At 48.2% G+C, this 16,069-nt stretch carries 10 protein-coding genes; 1 reads left to right on the top strand and 9 read right to left on the bottom strand.

All coding sequences use genetic code 11. The features are described from left to right. Positions 1-369: 369 nt before the first annotated feature. On the top strand, positions 370-1,788 hold the full coding sequence (locus R1A29_RS23110) for an amino acid permease (RefSeq protein WP_085709436.1): 1,419 nt from the start codon (positions 370-372) through the stop codon (positions 1,786-1,788). A 441-nt stretch (positions 1,789-2,229) separates the two neighbouring features. Here R1A29_RS23110 and R1A29_RS23105 read toward each other — a convergent pair whose 3' ends face one another. From R1A29_RS23105 to gmtY, 9 genes are all read right to left on the bottom strand, one after another. Further along, positions 2,230-4,359 (bottom strand): glycosyltransferase family 4 protein, encoded by a 2,130-nt coding sequence (locus tag R1A29_RS23105; RefSeq protein ID WP_438299694.1) that lies wholly within the window; start codon positions 4,357-4,359, stop codon positions 2,230-2,232. Positions 4,360-4,436: 77 nt separating this feature from the next. Next, the gene (locus R1A29_RS23100; protein WP_438299692.1) at positions 4,437-8,900 is read right to left on the bottom strand and encodes a hypothetical protein; all 4,464 of its coding nucleotides are present in this window, start codon (positions 8,898-8,900) and stop codon (positions 4,437-4,439) included. A gap of 44 nt (positions 8,901-8,944) precedes the next feature. Next, positions 8,945-9,748 carry a hypothetical protein gene (locus R1A29_RS23095; RefSeq protein ID WP_438299691.1) on the bottom strand — a complete coding sequence of 268 codons (804 nt, stop codon included), beginning with the start codon at positions 9,746-9,748 and terminating at the stop codon, positions 8,945-8,947. Positions 9,749-9,777: 29 nt separating this feature from the next. Then, the gene (locus R1A29_RS23090) at positions 9,778-10,308 is read right to left on the bottom strand and encodes a hypothetical protein (protein ID WP_438299690.1); all 531 of its coding nucleotides are present in this window, start codon (positions 10,306-10,308) and stop codon (positions 9,778-9,780) included. Positions 10,309-10,350: 42 nt separating this feature from the next. Continuing rightward, entirely contained in the window at positions 10,351-10,590 is a 240-nt protein-coding gene (locus R1A29_RS23085; protein ID WP_438299689.1) for a hypothetical protein, read from the bottom strand. Between the two features lie 605 nt (positions 10,591-11,195). Further along, complete coding sequence (gene gmtX / locus R1A29_RS23080) at positions 11,196-11,858, bottom strand: gamma-mobile-trio protein GmtX (protein ID WP_438299688.1); 663 nt, start codon at positions 11,856-11,858, stop codon at positions 11,196-11,198. After that, positions 11,855-12,646, bottom strand: a complete 792-nt coding sequence (locus R1A29_RS23075) for a hypothetical protein (protein WP_438299687.1) — start codon at positions 12,644-12,646, stop codon at positions 11,855-11,857. Before R1A29_RS23075 ends, gmtX begins: the two co-directional genes overlap by 4 nt. Before the next feature lie 52 nt (positions 12,647-12,698). Beyond that, entirely contained in the window at positions 12,699-14,450 is a 1,752-nt protein-coding gene (gmtZ, locus tag R1A29_RS23070; protein ID WP_438299686.1) for a gamma-mobile-trio integrase GmtZ, read from the bottom strand. 9 nt (positions 14,451-14,459) lie between these two features. Then, positions 14,460-15,860, bottom strand: a complete 1,401-nt coding sequence (gmtY, locus tag R1A29_RS23065; RefSeq protein WP_438299685.1) for a gamma-mobile-trio recombinase GmtY — start codon at positions 15,858-15,860, stop codon at positions 14,460-14,462. Positions 15,861-16,069 lie beyond the last annotated feature (209 nt).

The raw sequence follows: 16,069 nt of genomic DNA, 5'->3' as shown, positions 1-16,069 counted from the left end.
GCGTGTGCAGGTCTTGAAAAGGCGCGGATCAGAGCGGTTCGCGGGTAAATACGACTTGGGTAGGGGCATGACGCTGCACCATTGCTGTGCAATACTCGGCGCCCATTTCGGCAGTGAATAATCCGGTTTTTTCAGGAGTGTTTATCTCGAAATGCCGATTTATAACGATGCTTGTCGCTGAATAAGTCGGTTTTTAGAGTGAAATATCCTGCTGGAAGCTTTTTATACTGCCAGCCCCGCTGATCCTCAGGCCCGGACCTGAAGGACGCGTCCGCCCACGAGGCCGGCGCGGTGTCGGGAAGCCGGGGCTTATCGGCCGACGCTTCGACACTCGGTGGTCTATCCAATAACAAGACGAGGAAGTCCCCCATGCCAGTCGGCAATCACCCGCCCCATGGCGAGACCGCGAACGGCGGTCCACTCAAACGCGAACTCGGCGAACGGCATATCCGTCTGATGGCGCTCGGCGCCTGTATCGGTGTCGGTCTGTTCCTCGGTTCGGCCAAGGCCATCGAAATGGCCGGCCCGGCAATCATGCTGTCCTACATCATCGGTGGCCTGGCGATCCTGGTGATCATGCGCGCCCTCGGCGAGATGGCCGTGCACAACCCGGTGGCCGGTTCCTTCAGCCGTTACGCACAGGATTATCTCGGCCCGCTGGCAGGCTTTCTCACCGGCTGGAACTACTGGTTTCTGTGGCTGGTGACCTGCGTCGCGGAAATCACCGCAGTGGCGGTGTACATGGGCATCTGGTTCCCCGATGTGCCGCGCTGGATCTGGGCGCTGGCGGCGCTGGTCAGCATGGGCTCGATCAACCTGATCGCGGTGAAGGCTTTCGGTGAGTTCGAATTCTGGTTCGCCCTGATCAAGATCGTCACCATCATCGCCATGGTGCTCGGCGGCATCGGCATCATCGCGTTCGGTTTCGGTAACGACGGTGTGGCGCTGGGGATTTCCAATCTGTGGACCCATGGCGGCTTCATGCCCAACGGCGTGACGGGTGTGTTGATGTCGCTGCAGATGGTGATGTTCGCCTACCTGGGCGTGGAAATGATCGGTCTGACCGCCGGTGAAGCGAAGAACCCGCAGAAGACCATTCCCGGTGCCATCGGCTCGGTGTTCTGGCGGATTCTGCTGTTCTACGTCGGCGCACTGTTCGTGATTTTGTCGATCTACCCGTGGAATGAAATCGGCACGCAGGGCAGCCCGTTCGTGATGACTTTCGAACGTCTGGGCATCAAGACCGCCGCCGGCATCATCAACTTCGTGGTGATCACCGCCGCGCTGTCGTCGTGCAACGGCGGCATCTTCAGCACCGGGCGCATGCTCTACAGCCTGGCGCAGAACGGACAGGCACCTGCCGCCTTCGCCAAGACCTCCAACGGCGTGCCGCGTCGGGCGTTGCTGCTGTCGATCTTCGCCCTGCTGCTGGGTGTGCTGCTGAACTATCTGGTGCCGGAAAAAGTCTTCGTCTGGGTGACCTCGATCGCCACCTTCGGCGCGATCTGGACCTGGGTGATGATCCTGCTGGCCCAGCTGAAATTCCGCAAAGGCCTGAGCGCCAGCGAACGCGCCGGCCTGAAGTACAAGATGTGGCTGTTCCCGGTCAGTTCCTATCTGGCGCTGGCGTTCCTGGTGCTGGTGGTGGGCCTGATGGCGTACTTCCCGGATACCCGCGTGGCGTTGTATGTCGGCCCGGCGTTCCTGGTGCTGCTGACCGTTCTGTTCTACGTGTTCAAGCTGCAACCGACCGATGCGTCGCAAGGCGCGGTACGTTCGGCGTCGTAAATCGCCATTGCTGAAACCTGAAAGCCCCGGTCTAAAAGACTCATACCCTAACGATACATAGTTACAACGATTAACTAGAATATCCATACGGAACAGAGTCATAGCATAAATACCTTAAAATGTATAAATACATCGTATGGCATCAGAACTATTAGACGCTGGCAGCAATGCCAGCGCTTCTAATTGGGGCGGGGCGGGGGGCGTGCTGACCTGACGCTAGCCGCCCAAAAGCCCGAGTAAGATAGGGCTTGATGAAATGGCAAAGCTGGACGCCAAGTCTGCTACCAGCATGCCTCGCATCCTACAGAACCAAGTCGAGTGATTAACTTAAGTATTCGCCGTAGACAATTTCTGCGGTTAGCCGCTTAGCAAAGGGCTGGGGACGTCAGGAATCGTAGTAAATAGTCACCATCCTTCCGTCACCCGAAGTAGTAATAGACACTAATTTAAGCCATCTAGGTAATCACTGAATCTTTGAATTGGATCAAGTTTCAGCTCGACGATTTTTGATAGAAGAAATGCAGCATCGTAGTGTGCTTTTTGAGGGTCCTTAAGCTTTACCATTATTTGTTTTGAAAGCGACTCGACGTCATTAATCCTAGGTTCTCCCATGCTCCCTGAAATATCTACGCCCCCCACGTAACCTTGAAGCCCCACGTCTGTTAAGTACTCATAGAGCCCAGTATTCTCGGAAATAACTAAAGGGATACCTAATGAAATTGCCTCCCAGCCCACTAACCCGAATCCATCATGGACAGATGGCATAACAACGATGCTACTATCGAGTATATATCGTAAGGTGTCCGCCCTCGACTCGCTAAACTTTAAAAACTCCGTACTTACAAGTCTTTCAGCCTTTTCATTTACGACGTCCTTGAATTGGTTCTCGTCATCCGCATCAGCACTTCCGATAACGCGCACCAATACATCTCGAGATTTACATTCCTTTATCGCGACCCCAATTGCGGTCACAGCCAATAGCCCCTGCTTAACCAACTCCGAACCTTGACCTAAACGACCTATATACGTAATACATGGAATATCACGAGGAGAACCAGCAGGCTGGACTTGAAGTAAACTAGGAACGTATTCGAATAGCTGAGCCTTTGAAGAAACTATCCTGAGAAGAGACTTAGCATGTTTGACTAACTTAGGTCCCACCCCAACAACAATATCTGCGCGCCCCAATAGTTGCCGTTGCTTCTCAACTTTAGCTTCGCTTTCTTCCGATGAGTTCATCATGGAGTAGTAAGCAGCATAAGACATGTGGCAAAACGCAATAGATCTGGCACCTAATTTTGTAGCTAAAGAGCACGCAAAATCACCAGTCTTTAAATCATGACCCACAACGTAACTTATAGTTCTACCATGTAGCAGATCTAATGCGAGCTTAACATCAAACTCGTAAAACTCACTACCAGCGTCTAACCTGAGAGGCAATATCTCAACGTTACCAGCAGGCTCAAAAATGTCTTTTTGTGTCGGGACAATACAGATCACCTGCCTATTCTTGCTTTTGCTAGTAATCAGCGATCTGCAAAACTCTAAATTGAAAGAGTTAATACCTCCATATTTTACTCCCCAGCATGTAGCGGCTACAACAATGGTTTCAATTTCACCCCCAGTATTGATCTTCGAGTCGTCTAATAGTTTTTCTGTCTCGCTCGGAAGCTTAAGATTATCGGCAATATTCAGGTGTGCATCTACTAGCAGCTTGTTAACTGCGGCATGACCTATGAGTTTAGAGATTAAAGTGCCATCAGATTTTAGTAAAAAACTTTTCCAGTCATGATAATTCAACGTGGCAAAAACTTTCTCCATCGATTCGTTGTTATACATCGATGCAATAGTACGAGTAAACGAACGCTCAAAAGGGGCATCCAACCATTTAAAAAATCTATAACATATATCCTCAGCCCCCGCCTCCGCACAATCCAGCAATTCAGCGGGCGTTTGACAATATTGGGACTCTCTTATTAGCCAGTTTGTTAGATCAGGTATGCCTCCTGACAATTCGAAAACCATTTCACACTTCCAGCTATCTAGCTTCAGCGAAGATGCGACCGACTCCACTTCTGAATATTGATAGCCGCCTAAAAACAAAGTCGTATGCCCTTGACCAAACTCAGAGGCAAGGAATGTTCGCCCGTCTTTTTCTACAGCCCATCTTGATCGTAAAGTACTCAGTTTTACGGGTAGTTCCACAACCGTCCTAAGTTCATAGTTGTGTTCAAGCTGGCGAAGAGCAGTCCCGACATCCCATGTAAGTGCTGTAACAGCCTGGTGAAAAGCTTCTATTATTAAAATTGGGAAGCGACCATTATCCCTGAGATGCTTTACGACTTTACGTAGATCGCCGCCAATATCATTGCCGCTAACCGCTATTAAGCCGTTGGGGTCCCATTGGCAGATAACACCACGGATGAAAGACTCAGCATTCTCAATGCGACCTGCACGAAATCGAGCTACCGCGGGTTTGTTCGGATCTAATCCGCAATCACCGTAAAATTTAGCGTCAGACAAATAGTCAAAAATAGATATCGAGTCGGACAGTGGCGGAGCGACCAACACGACATTACTCTTTCCAGCCCAAGAGGTTACTATACGACGAGCTACCAAAATAGAAGAGTTAGGCACGATAGTACTTGTCATACACTCACCAATTGTTCCAGCTTGTCATTGATAATGGCCCACAAAGCTCCAGAGCGATGTCTAATTGATTCCCCTAACATCGGTATGCTGAATTCTAACGCAGCTAATTCCTTATGGCGTTTTAAATATCCCAATTGGATAGCACTTTCAACACCGGAAGTAATGTCCGCCCGAGATAGATTGTACCGAGCGACCAATGGCGATCGCTCCGACCGCAACTCACCAACCATTAATGTCCCGCCGGAAACCGGACTTCTTATATCGGCTGCAGCATATAATACGGCCCTTATCAACATCTGATCTCGTTCTTCGCGAGAGTAAAGTACGCGAAGTTCGTCTTCCCCTGGATCATCTAAGCTATCCAGTGCAGTGACACCGGTAGACTTTTCAAGTAGCGAGGTGAGCCCATGAATAACGTCGGAGTTCATCAAATACGTTTGTTGAGAAACTGCGTATGTAGCTCCAGCGACTAGCTTCATATAATAAGGTATGCCAGCGGTAACCTTGATTAAAAACTCCAAGGTTTTATCTGGAACCTTATACCTACCTCTCAACTGTGCGGGTTCAACAATTTCTCTAGAACGCCGTTTCTCAAGGTCACTTCCCATTCCGAAAGGAGTGAGATCAAAGTTTTGGATACTATTGTAAAGCGCCGCTTCAGGGTTGCGAACAAACATAGTTCGTGCAGGATTAGAACCGCAGAACACCATGCCGATATTAGGTTGCGAGGAAATTATATGCCTGAACTGCCATGTTATTTCATTGGCGACATTCTTAGCATCTCCCTTAGATAAGCTCATCTCGGCCAGCTTATCAATCTCATCGATCAGAAAATAAACACGTGTAAGTGTCTTGGACTTGGATAAAATCTCTTTGGCGAGCGCGGAAATAAATACATCCGCACCCGCATCAAATGGAAGTCGCTCGCCAATCCTGGAGAAGTCTTCAATAAGATCCCTTAGCTCAGCGTTTTCATCGTTAGATTGAACTCGCGACCATAGCCAATGATTGAAGTCCTTAACAGTTTGAAAACCCTTGTCCATGGACAAGAAAATTATAGCGTTATCTCTCCCAACTTTATGTGAAAACCCATCCAAAATCCTGAATAGCATGGTCGTTTTACCAGACCTCCGAGGACTTGAAATCCACACGCTACCAGCCCTTTCATTATTGAAGAGAGTAGACTCAATACGCTTTTCGTCTGCATCACGAGGCACATAGCTAAGTCCCCGCATTTGAAATTGGGGAAATCCTGAAAAAGACTTTTCTAAGAACTCCGAGCTAACCGGAGTAAATGGTGTTAGTGTTGCAACTGCCAACACCAAATCCACATCCGCTACTACGTGCTTTTCTTCAATAGTAACGAACTCGCATCTAGCTCTTACTGTAGTTGACCGCAGTTCTGGAGAGTTGATTGATAACTCTACACGTTCTTCTCTAGGCTCAAAAAACGGCCCACTAAACCGTAGCTTTTTCCTGCCGTTACTAAATGTTATTAAACCATCCCCTGGCAATTCAATTTCGATATCAAGGGGTGGGTTTATCGAACGCGGTGTTATTGTTAATACACCGACCCAGGCTTTTTTATTGGCTGAACGTTCAAGAGGTGAAGAAAATTCAATTTCCGCTGGAAGACCTTGGTTTCGACTCAATGAAGTTAAGACAGATTGTGCAAATATAACAAAGGGTTTAGCTTGAGATGCGCCACGTATATTTTCAAGCGTTTCTCGTCCCTGTATGGAGTCAGAGTTCTGTAATAATTGCGAATATGCTAACGCAAGCCGTCTCTCTATATCTATCGGAGAAAATGTAAAGCAAAGCCCTACATGGCGGTAAAGCCCGATCTTGAATAATAGGAGCATCAATCCCGCTCTGACTTCCGCTTGCTGCTTATCGCCGGTAAAAGCGTCCCACAGCAGTTTAAGCACCGGAGCAGACGGAAAGTCATTGTTTGGAGCGTAACCAAACAAAACGAGCGCCTCGCGCCGCGGCACGATTCCTCCAGATGTTTGTTCTCCTAACTGTCGGATAGCAGATCCCAAAGCATTACGAAATTCGTTTTTTCCACCGCCAGTATCTGAAAACTCTCTATTCGCCCATCGCAAGAACACATATCCGAGAGCATCAAGTATTAGCGAACTTCCAAGTTTACCCTTCTGTGTATGAGCCCACTGTACGGGCCCTGCGTCTGCATAAGTGGTCAATAGTCCTATGGCCAACGGCGATTCCGACTCCGCAACGGCTTCTGGTAAGTTTAATGCACAAATGACTGCTGCTAAAAAAGCGTCCCGTTCTGCTTTGCTGGTATCAAAACCTAATGGAGACGCATCAGTAACGGCAGCGTAACTTATTGCTAGACCTTGTACCCATTCACGCTCATGCATTGCATCATGATAGCTTGATTTAGTTTTGCCTATGATCTGAACATGCCGACGGAGCCAGGCGTTGACAAGAGTTATTATTTTTCCAAGATCTAATATTTCGGACGAGCTTGATTCGGACGAAGTGTCCGGGAAATTTGGGGCTGGTGTCGCATCTACTACATTGAGCTGGTTGTCGAAGCTATAGTCATGATCTCCACTTACTAAATTATCTAATGCTTCAGCCAAGCTCAAAAGACCAGCATCCGCTGAGAATTTTCTTATAATTATTGAAAGCTCGTCAACTGATCCAGCCTCATCTAATGACGCGCCACAATCTATACATGCGGAGGTAAACCCATCATTTCTGCTAAATATAGAATCAACATTTGACATTGCACCTATGCAATGGAATGCCAACAATTCCAGCATGCTCTTGTAACTAGGCACTAAAATCTGGGGGCGTTTTAATTGCTCCGAAATAGGATTTAATAACGCCCCCCAAATTTCCGCGAGAAAATCTGAATCCTCTGCCGATGGCAATAAACTCGGCGCGCATAACTCTTTCGCGACTCTCGCCGACTCGTCACTAAGAAGAGTAGAAAGATTTTTCGTTTCAGAAAAGGTTAAAAGAACATTGATATGTATACGTCTATTCGTAGAGCGACTTACTAAATCATCTAACTTTACTGCCAACTCAAGGTTATCTTCGTTGCCGACAACTTCACCACCAAACGAAACTATATCTCTAATTAACAGCGCTCTTTCTGCCTCCTCCTGCTTCTTTCTTTCAAGCGTTGTAACTAGATTGGTCGCTACTCCAATGTTTAATTCGCATTTAGTCCATTCTTTTGCTTCGAACGCCAAATCCATTTTGCGTTGCAACAATGTTATTTGTTGATCTGCGGAGCAACTTGAAAAGAGCGTTCTTAGATCAGAAATTTTTACTGCAAGCTTCAAGGAATTCAAATGTAGATCTTGGATCAGCACCCGCGTATCAGCTTCAGGAATGTCGCCAGGATATTTCATCAATAGATGTTCTTGAGCCTCTAGAGACTTTTCCGCGCGATAGAAGCCCCAAAGGTTTGTCGGCGCACAAGAACCAGCCAAGCTAGCCAAATGGTCAGAAACTATTTTCTTCCAACTAGGATGAGCGCCTGAAAGTCTATCTAAATAAGACCGAGGCATATCCACAGTGACGGCTGCGCTTATTATATAACCTTGATCTTGCTCGTCTGAACGGCGTTCAAGCTGTTCATAGCTATCGATGCTCAGTTTTTTCGCTACAAAATTAACCCAGGCTTGGAGCTTGTTTTTTTCTACATTGTATTCTATAGAATTCAGAATATCTCTTAAGGAATGGCGCGAACTCAAACTCTCCAATGGCTGCACGCCAAATCGGTCACACCAATCCCTTATCTTTGCAAGTCTTCCAGCAACATAAACTTTTGTGGCGGCCTCATATTGCGACTCGGAGTAAACGGAGTGCTGTAGTACTTTTAACCATTGAGAATATCTGGCGTTAATATCAATATTATCTATAGCAGATGATATACCTAGCGCGCAGTGATAAAGATCAGAGCCTTGAGTAAAATGCTTTAACCCCTCAATGCAGTCCTTATAAGCAGTTTTCCAAAGTGCGGCATAGTTACCATCACCATGAGCTCGATATTGAAGTAGATTTTCAAGCTCACGCCAAGCGATTTCGGTAACATTCAAGACGTCAGTCTTTTCTTGTATAGCTATTTCACTTGCAATTTCATTTAACTCATTTATTACTCCTAAGCCACCATCCTCCGCGCTTTCAGTAAAAATCGCTGAAACCAATCGATCTAAAGGCGGGTTGCTGGTGTCTCCTGGATCTTTGGCATAGTATTGCAGCGGCCAGCTCGACCAAAAATCAAATTTACGTTCATCGTGATTTTTTACAGCTATTAGAAATTTGAAAAGCTGTGTTAGAACTGCAGCAGGATATAGCTCTTCAGCATCAACAGTCATCCTTTCAAGTTGATACGCCTCCAGCAAAAAGAGCTTACTACATACGTCAATAAAGCTATCATTGAGTGACGATAAAAGAGTTTGAATTGCAGATTTCGACACGGATTCATAGTCAACATCTAAAGCCTTCCTACAATACATCCATGTCAAATCATCAAGGGAGACTTTTCCAAGTTAATTAAAGCTATTGAAGGCCAATATTCGTCCATCCTTAAATCGTCTGTGGCGATCCATTCGGCATCCATGCTCACTGCAGATAAATATTTAACCGCATCTAGTAGCTTTGTATAAATATCATCATAACGCACCATCTGCGCCAGCTTTAGATCAATATCTCTTACTGCATCAGCTAGATTTAAACTTAGAGGGTGCTGTAACTGGTCCCGATATTTATCGATGGTTGCAGAAGACAATTCTAAAAGAGAACTATCTAGTCGAATCAGTTTGTTTAGATGTTCAAATTTTTGATTGAGATTTAAACTCTCTGCTTCTTTTGTAGTAGGGAGCTCAAAATCTAACCAGGGCTTCGGAAATGGCTTGATAACTTCTAGCGCTGACATCCTCAAGAATATAAAGTCGCAGATGTTTCTAACCTGAGCTTTTGACGTTTCTGCTAATTGCTCTAAGTCATCCAGTTTTACGCGAATCTTCTTTGAGACCGTCGGAATGACGCCAGTGTCAGTTAGTTCTGCACATAAATTTAATAAAAACTTACGTTTGATGTCGAGTTCTTTGCTGCATTGCAGAGAAATTGCTGCGAGCTGGCTTTTTGCAGAACTTAACTCAGGGTCATCACCTACTATCTTCGGGACGCTGATCTGCTCTCCCTCTAAGGGTTTCTTTTTAATGCCGCTCTTTGCAATAACTTGCCTTTCAATCTCTATCTTTTTTTCGTTCGAGTCGATAGGAGTTATTAACTTAACTAGTTCGTCACATCCTTTCTCAATCAAACTATCTAATAAAAGCTGTGGAAAACTCTTTAATTCTTCGTCGGCCGACTGCCCCCCCTCGTTTTTGACGACAAGAAGCTTCGTTCAAATAGTGTCCATGTAAATAAAGCAGTTTCCCTAGGATTGTCGACAAATAGACCGGATAAAACATCCGCCATCTCTGATACTTTTTCTGGCTTTGGGTAAATCTTGCCCTCGACCGATTTCATAAAAAATACCGAAAGAGCATCTCCCTTTGTATCTAAATCTGGCTGGCTTCTTTTTACAAGCGACCCTACAAGTAAAGATAAATACCTCGGTATTCCTTTCTTTCTTAACTTAAAATCTGCATACCAACTTCGACGCCATTCAATTTTATTGCAGAGAGCAGCAAACAGCTTTATCTTTTCAACATCATTTGCAGGAGAGTTATTATCCAGTCGAACAAGCGCTTTAAGCCTACGAAAATTAAGGCCTGTTTCCTTCCAAATGGACTCAAATAGTTTAAGATCTGGCTCCGAGTCGTTGTAAAATACTCTAGGAAGCGCACCGTATTGAAGTTGGGTCATTTGTTCAGCCATAGAATGCACTCCCCATATTTATTTAAAAAGACCAATCAAAAATCAGACAGCTTGCAATGCCGTACTCTTTGAAAATACGTTAATAATTAAAAAAGATTTAGTTAAATTATTGCGCAATAGCTTTAGTGCTTGAGGCTTACGAAATAATAAATTTCGAGACTTTTTGATATGTGAACTTATAATTTCAGAGATTAAGAGCGCCAACGACAGTGCCGTGATGATTTTACTACCAAGCGGGGATTGCAATAGTGCAGTCGGCTTGTTTTTTTTGTTTTTGGCCATCTCTAATTCCTTGAGAAATTTTCATAGCGTCACAATGCTACCATTCGTTATCTATGATTTACAGCCCTGAGGTTCAGCACGGTAGATTGGAATTATTTGGCCAATACGCCTCCTCATCACCTGCGTACCTTCTGCCCCTTGCCTACCACCTTGCGCCGCGAGCAAGGTGCTACGGCTCCTTTAGCATCTCTTCTAGCCGCTGAGTGAACCTATCGGGGTTCGTATGCGGGTGGCATAAAAAACGATGTCCGGAACATCTACATCACTGCGATGGTACCGACCGATGGCACTGCCTTATCATAGCTAGGTGGGGTGTGGTCCTTCGCGTCCGTATATCGCTTGGCTCAGCACCCGCCAGTAAGGTACCTCTCGCAACCTTCCTTTCGGAAGTTTCAGTTCGTAAGCTTCTGTTTCGGAATCACTCTAAGCCGAGGTTCAAGCAAATGTATTTATCCATCGCTTGTTCAGTCGGTAGCTATGAGCATAATCCATATACGCTTTGCTACAGAGTACAGCCGCGAAGATTAGTAGTTAATTCTGAGGCAATTTTATTATTAGGTCGTACGCAGATGAGTGTGTAAGTCTTTGTAATTTACCTCAGTTAGTCATTCGCCAAGTACCTTGCGAATCGCACGTAAAAAGCCCACGTCAAATATGGTCCGACCGTAAAAATTGACTACTTCGCCGTGGCTCCCTTCCCGGAGCCCACGCTCCTCTAAGAAGTCCGGCGACGCGGCCTTCTTCAGGGCTTCACGCTCAGATGGCGTCAAATGTGCGGAAAGAGCGAGCTCCGTATCTAGCTGCAATTTAGAAGCAGTCTTTATAGTCATAGCGTGTGGACGTCGGTCCACAGTTACTTGCGTGTTTCCCTTCAGGGTATTGAGTTGTGCCTTGAGTTTGTCTCTTTCGGCAATGATGGTTTGCATGATGGAGCGGATAGCTGGATCTTCAATTCGCATCAGATATTCGTGGCTAGCGAGCATCTTTACTGGCTTGGGAACAGGCGGCCCAGCGTAGGCTGCCCAGGCTTCGATGAGTTCTCGATAATCTGCGGATTGGGCGTTATAAAGCGCTCGCCCCTTTATGACGTTGTCAGCTTCGGCCAGACGGCCGATGGCTGGTAACGAAAAGTCTCGGGAGTTAGCTTCATACTGCTTGCGGCAAAGCTCGTGCACTTTCGCCAGGTTTGAGCGTCGATTCGAACGCCCGCCTTTAGCTAGTAGCGACTCTAAGATCGCATCCGGGTGAATTTCCGTTTTGCCATTCATTTCTCGCCTCCTACTAGGATTCGGTGCTTGGCAGAAGCCGCCTGAGGGGTTTCTGTGGGCGTTAGCAACGTAGCAAGATCTAAGTCGAAGTGGGTACTTAGGTTCACACCAGCATCAATCAAATTAATCACTTGGCGTTGGCCAAGCGTAGGATTTTCCGGATTCATTTTCTGCGCAAGGTGGCGTATAAAAGCGTTGCCGGCGAGAAGTTGCTCTTGCTCGCTTAATAGCATGAACATGGGTGACAGGTTATCGCGGTAAAGGACCGCATCAAGCAATTGACTGCGACGAAACACCGCCTTACCCGGTTCTAGATCGGGGTAAATCTCAACGCTTTCGCATACGCCCACTAGTTGGAGCAACTCCGATTCAGTCTCCTCGAAGACAATACTCACATCACCCACTGTGCCAGCGGCAATCAGTTGCGTACCGTCGCCAAGCGGCGCATCAAGGGCGACCTTACAGCGTTCGATGAGACGCCAGCAGGCTACCAAGTCCTCAGCAAGATCGCTAAAGCGTTTCAAGCTTTTTTCCCACATTCGCTCTGCCTGCCGGTATGCGTCGATCCGCGCAAACGGTTGGTCTTCCTCTTCTGCGTCGGCTTTCTGTTTTTTCAGGTCTTGCAGCGTTTTTTCGTGGGCAATACAAGCATTACGCGCCTCGTCGAAGTGATAGGCAAGTGTATTGAAATGAGCGGTCATTGCAGGCAAATGATGCGGCTCAGTCACGAACCAGCGGCAACGTACGCAGTTTCTGCTACCGCCCGGCACGGGGCCATGTTTGTTCAAACAAGGTGATCCGATTTGAGGACCACCGTTGTAGCATCCGCCCACCGAGTTATTATCTTCGATTTCGCTGGTGTTGCCGCCTACTAAACACCCCGTGATGCATTGGCATCCAACCGACTGCGTTCCGTGAAGCCGGATGCTGGGGAATAGCTGCGGCAATACTGGACACGCTGTTGCAGATAGCCTTTTCTAAAAGTTCGCCATATTCGGTGTCCAGAAGAAAGTTTTGAATGCTCGCTTCTTTGTTCGCTTCCAATCGTCCTAATGCCTTAAGCAATACATCATTGATATACGTCGCACCAGGCTTGGTGTAGTACAACGTCATCAACAAACGACTGTGGCCCACAAGCTTTTGAAGGATGGGGAACGGCACTTGCCCCTCAAGAGCGAGCGCGGTTATAAGTGAGACCCGTAGGCTATGCAAAGGAAAAAGAGTTTTCTTCGAGGATATCTTCCGCTCTTCTAGAGGCGGGAGAAATCGTATTGGTTGTCCATTGCAATGTGTTTCACCTCGACTCTTCAGTCGAAACTCGAGTGCCTCAAGCAGGTTTAACCAAGGTTTATCTAATGAATCCTGGGTCAACGGAAGATGACGTTCGCTCGCCCGTGCCTCCGACAGACGGAATAGAAAGCAAGTATCAGAATAACCCGCCAATTGCAGGTTACTCTTTGCCTTGATATGACGGCCATCTAACTGAGTCCAAGATGTACGTTTTGAGATTGGGTTGTATTTTTCTTGCCAGTTGCGCAGTTTTTCAAGCCAATAGAACACGTCCTGATGTACTGGGCCGCCGAGGGACCATGGAAGCAAATAGCCTTTTTCAAGACCGTGTTTGGCGATATCGGCGGTCTTGTTGGTGTTGATATACAGCACGACAGGAACTCCTTCGCCATCAGCAAGAGGCCTGTCTCGTCGAAATACACCTTGTTGAAGTGGCCTGAGCTCACTGCCCCGGGCGAGCCGGCTGTCGTTCAGCCTCCAACTCTTCGACGCGTAGCGCCAAGTATCAGATTCGCCCGAGTCAAGCATGCGGATCTGTACGGTACGGAGCGGCAAGATTAGTTTGACCAACAGCGCCACCCAGCGAACCGGACTCCAAATTTCCAAACGCCTCTTGTTGTTTACCGAGCGCTCACGCCATACGCAATCCGGGTCGCTTCGATCAATTTGGCTCTCGGTCACTTCGAACCAGGCAGGCCCGCCGGGCCCGCACAAGCCGGCTACTTCGCCAAGTCCATTCTGGGCCCACTTCCAGTCACGGAAATTCGGCCCAGCGGCAAGTATTTGTCGCAGTTCCTCGATGTAACCGTATGGCAACGGTGAATGCACGCTTTCGTCGCGCTTAGGCAGGCCCGCGATCGTGAGACGGGGTACTGGATTGCGGAAAGCGCGTGAGACCACCGGCTGATCGTTGTTTCCTAGCTCACTGAAATCTCGGAGGAGAACGAAGTTCAGAAACGTGTGAATAATGTTGTTGTACTTAACACCTCTTACAGAGTCGGGGCACGCCACACGGTAAAAGTCAGGCAAAACCGAATCTCTCGATAGAATTATCGCTGGATCGAGTGGAAGATTCTGTTGGATAAGAAAACGCTCTAAGAAAACAGCCAATCCGTTCAGTTTGTCGCTGACGGCCGTTATCTCGCCCTTTAGCCAGTCCATAGCCAAGCTGCGCCAGACTATCAATTGCGGATAATCACGTTCAACCCAGCCAAGCGTGGCGTCCGTTTCGCGTGTAAGTCCTACTATTTTTGAGGTTGAAAAGGTGGCGGGACTGGGGACGGTTTCTTTCTTGTTAGTCATGGGAGTCCCTCAGTCGTTGAGTTCAATATCAGGCGACAACAAGTCAGATGCAGAGAATGTACCGGTGTGTTTGGCCCGCAGCAGCTGGGCTGCTGCTTCCAGTGCTGCAAGGGCCTCACGGGCGTTCGCCTGTGTGTACACATCCTGGCTTTCCAGGGAGGCGTGATGCATGAATCGTCGGATGAGCGATTTGTCTATACCGGCGTTACTCAATCGGCGTCCATAGGCGTGACGATGCCCGTGCGGCGTCGTGCCCAAAGCCTTGCCAACTGACAGGCCAATGCGCTCGCAGGCGGCGGCATGCGCCTTGTTGTATTGGGCGAGTGTGTACATTGCACCGACGGGCTCGCGCCCAAGGTTAATGAAGGCGAAGGGGTGGTCGCGTTCGACGCGCACCACTTGTTCTAGGTAGCAATGCCAAAGATTCAGGAACCACTCGCCATACTCAGGCAGGAACCAATATGCCTGCTTGTAGTAGGGACCATCGTGCGTGCCGCCTTTCCAGCCGGCGTGACGATGGTTCATTAGATCAGTGCGGGGAACGAGACTGAATTGGTGGGCAAGGTACTCCGCTCGATTACCTTTACGCGGCCGTCCCCGCTCATCGCGCCAATCTCCAGGTGCTGAACCATACGTTGGATGGTGGATGAGAACCTTCGCTTTGCTCCTATTGGCAGGCTCAGAGATCACGTCAGGAATATAGAGGTGGAAAGGCTCCGACTCACGAAAGCCGGCGCCATGCAGTAATAACGTTATAAGCATGCCGCGATAGTCATAGCGTCCGCCAACGCAGAATCCCTTGTCCAGTAGTTCCTCAAAGCGCTCATCCGGAAAAGCTGGCGGTTCAGATTTTTCCACTTTGAGCAGGCGTCTACCTCGCACGCGGTGCCCGGTCTCGACTGGGGATGCGTTTGCTGCCCAAGTGTGGCCAAGGAAAGCCTTACTGCGCCGGTACTGGTAAGCGGCCTCTTCAGTTTGTTGGTCGAACGTGCCCCCCGCATATCGAGGGTTTACTTTCGCAGCATCGGGGCGCATATCGCCGAGCCAGTCGAAGAGGTCGGTCAGGTGGGTGATAATGTGCGAAGCATCTTGAGGAGATCGCGGAGCCCAGCATAGTTCGCTTGGGTCGAGACCTGTCTCTCGGTCGAATGTCCCTGTGTATAGGCGCTGAGCGAAATTCTGAAAGAGCCTATAGCTGTCGCGTTCCTCGGGATTCGTTTGTAGGTATTCGAGGAACATTCGAACTGAGCGAGCCACCTTCGTCATCCAGGTCAGACTGCGATCATGACTGCGGTAAAGGTAATAATCGAGTAACGGCTCCAACACGCCGCTGGGCGTAAGCAGCGCAGGAAGCTCTGTGTAGACGCCGGTGGCGTCAGTGTAAACGCGAGATTTAACCGTCAAAAACATGAGGTCTGCTCTACCTTAGCAATCTCCAGATCAAAGCCCCCATTCTTGTCTCTCCCCGATGATCTGATGCGTCTCGCTGATCACAACGAGCGACTTTCCGCGATGAGCCAGGCAGAAGCTGGATTCGAGATCTGCGTCGAGAGCGGATATTGTCTCGGCCAGCGTGCCCGCTCAAACATAACGGTGGGTTTCGAGGCACGCCAAGTAGT

The sequence above is a fragment of the Pseudomonas sp. NMS19W genome, assembly GCF_051554255.1.
Taxonomy (GTDB): Bacteria; Pseudomonadota; Gammaproteobacteria; order Pseudomonadales; family Pseudomonadaceae; genus Aquipseudomonas; species Aquipseudomonas kribbensis.
This window is presented reverse-complemented; position numbering and strand designations above follow the sequence as displayed.

Excerpts from the sequence above, each read along its gene's own strand:
- R1A29_RS23110 (WP_085709436.1), top strand. The coding sequence starts at position 370 with ATGCCAGTCGGCAATCACCCGCCCCATGGCGAGACCGCGAACGGCGGT.
- R1A29_RS23090 (WP_438299690.1), bottom strand. The coding sequence starts at position 10,308 with ATGGCTGAACAAATGACCCAACTTCAATACGGTGCGCTTCCTAGAGTA.
- R1A29_RS23085 (WP_438299689.1), bottom strand. The coding sequence starts at position 10,590 with ATGGCCAAAAACAAAAAAAACAAGCCGACTGCACTATTGCAATCCCCG.
- gmtX (WP_438299688.1), bottom strand. The coding sequence starts at position 11,858 with ATGAATGGCAAAACGGAAATTCACCCGGATGCGATCTTAGAGTCGCTA.
- gmtZ (WP_438299686.1), bottom strand. The coding sequence starts at position 14,450 with ATGACTAACAAGAAAGAAACCGTCCCCAGTCCCGCCACCTTTTCAACC.
- gmtY (WP_438299685.1), bottom strand. The coding sequence starts at position 15,860 with ATGTTTTTGACGGTTAAATCTCGCGTTTACACTGACGCCACCGGCGTC.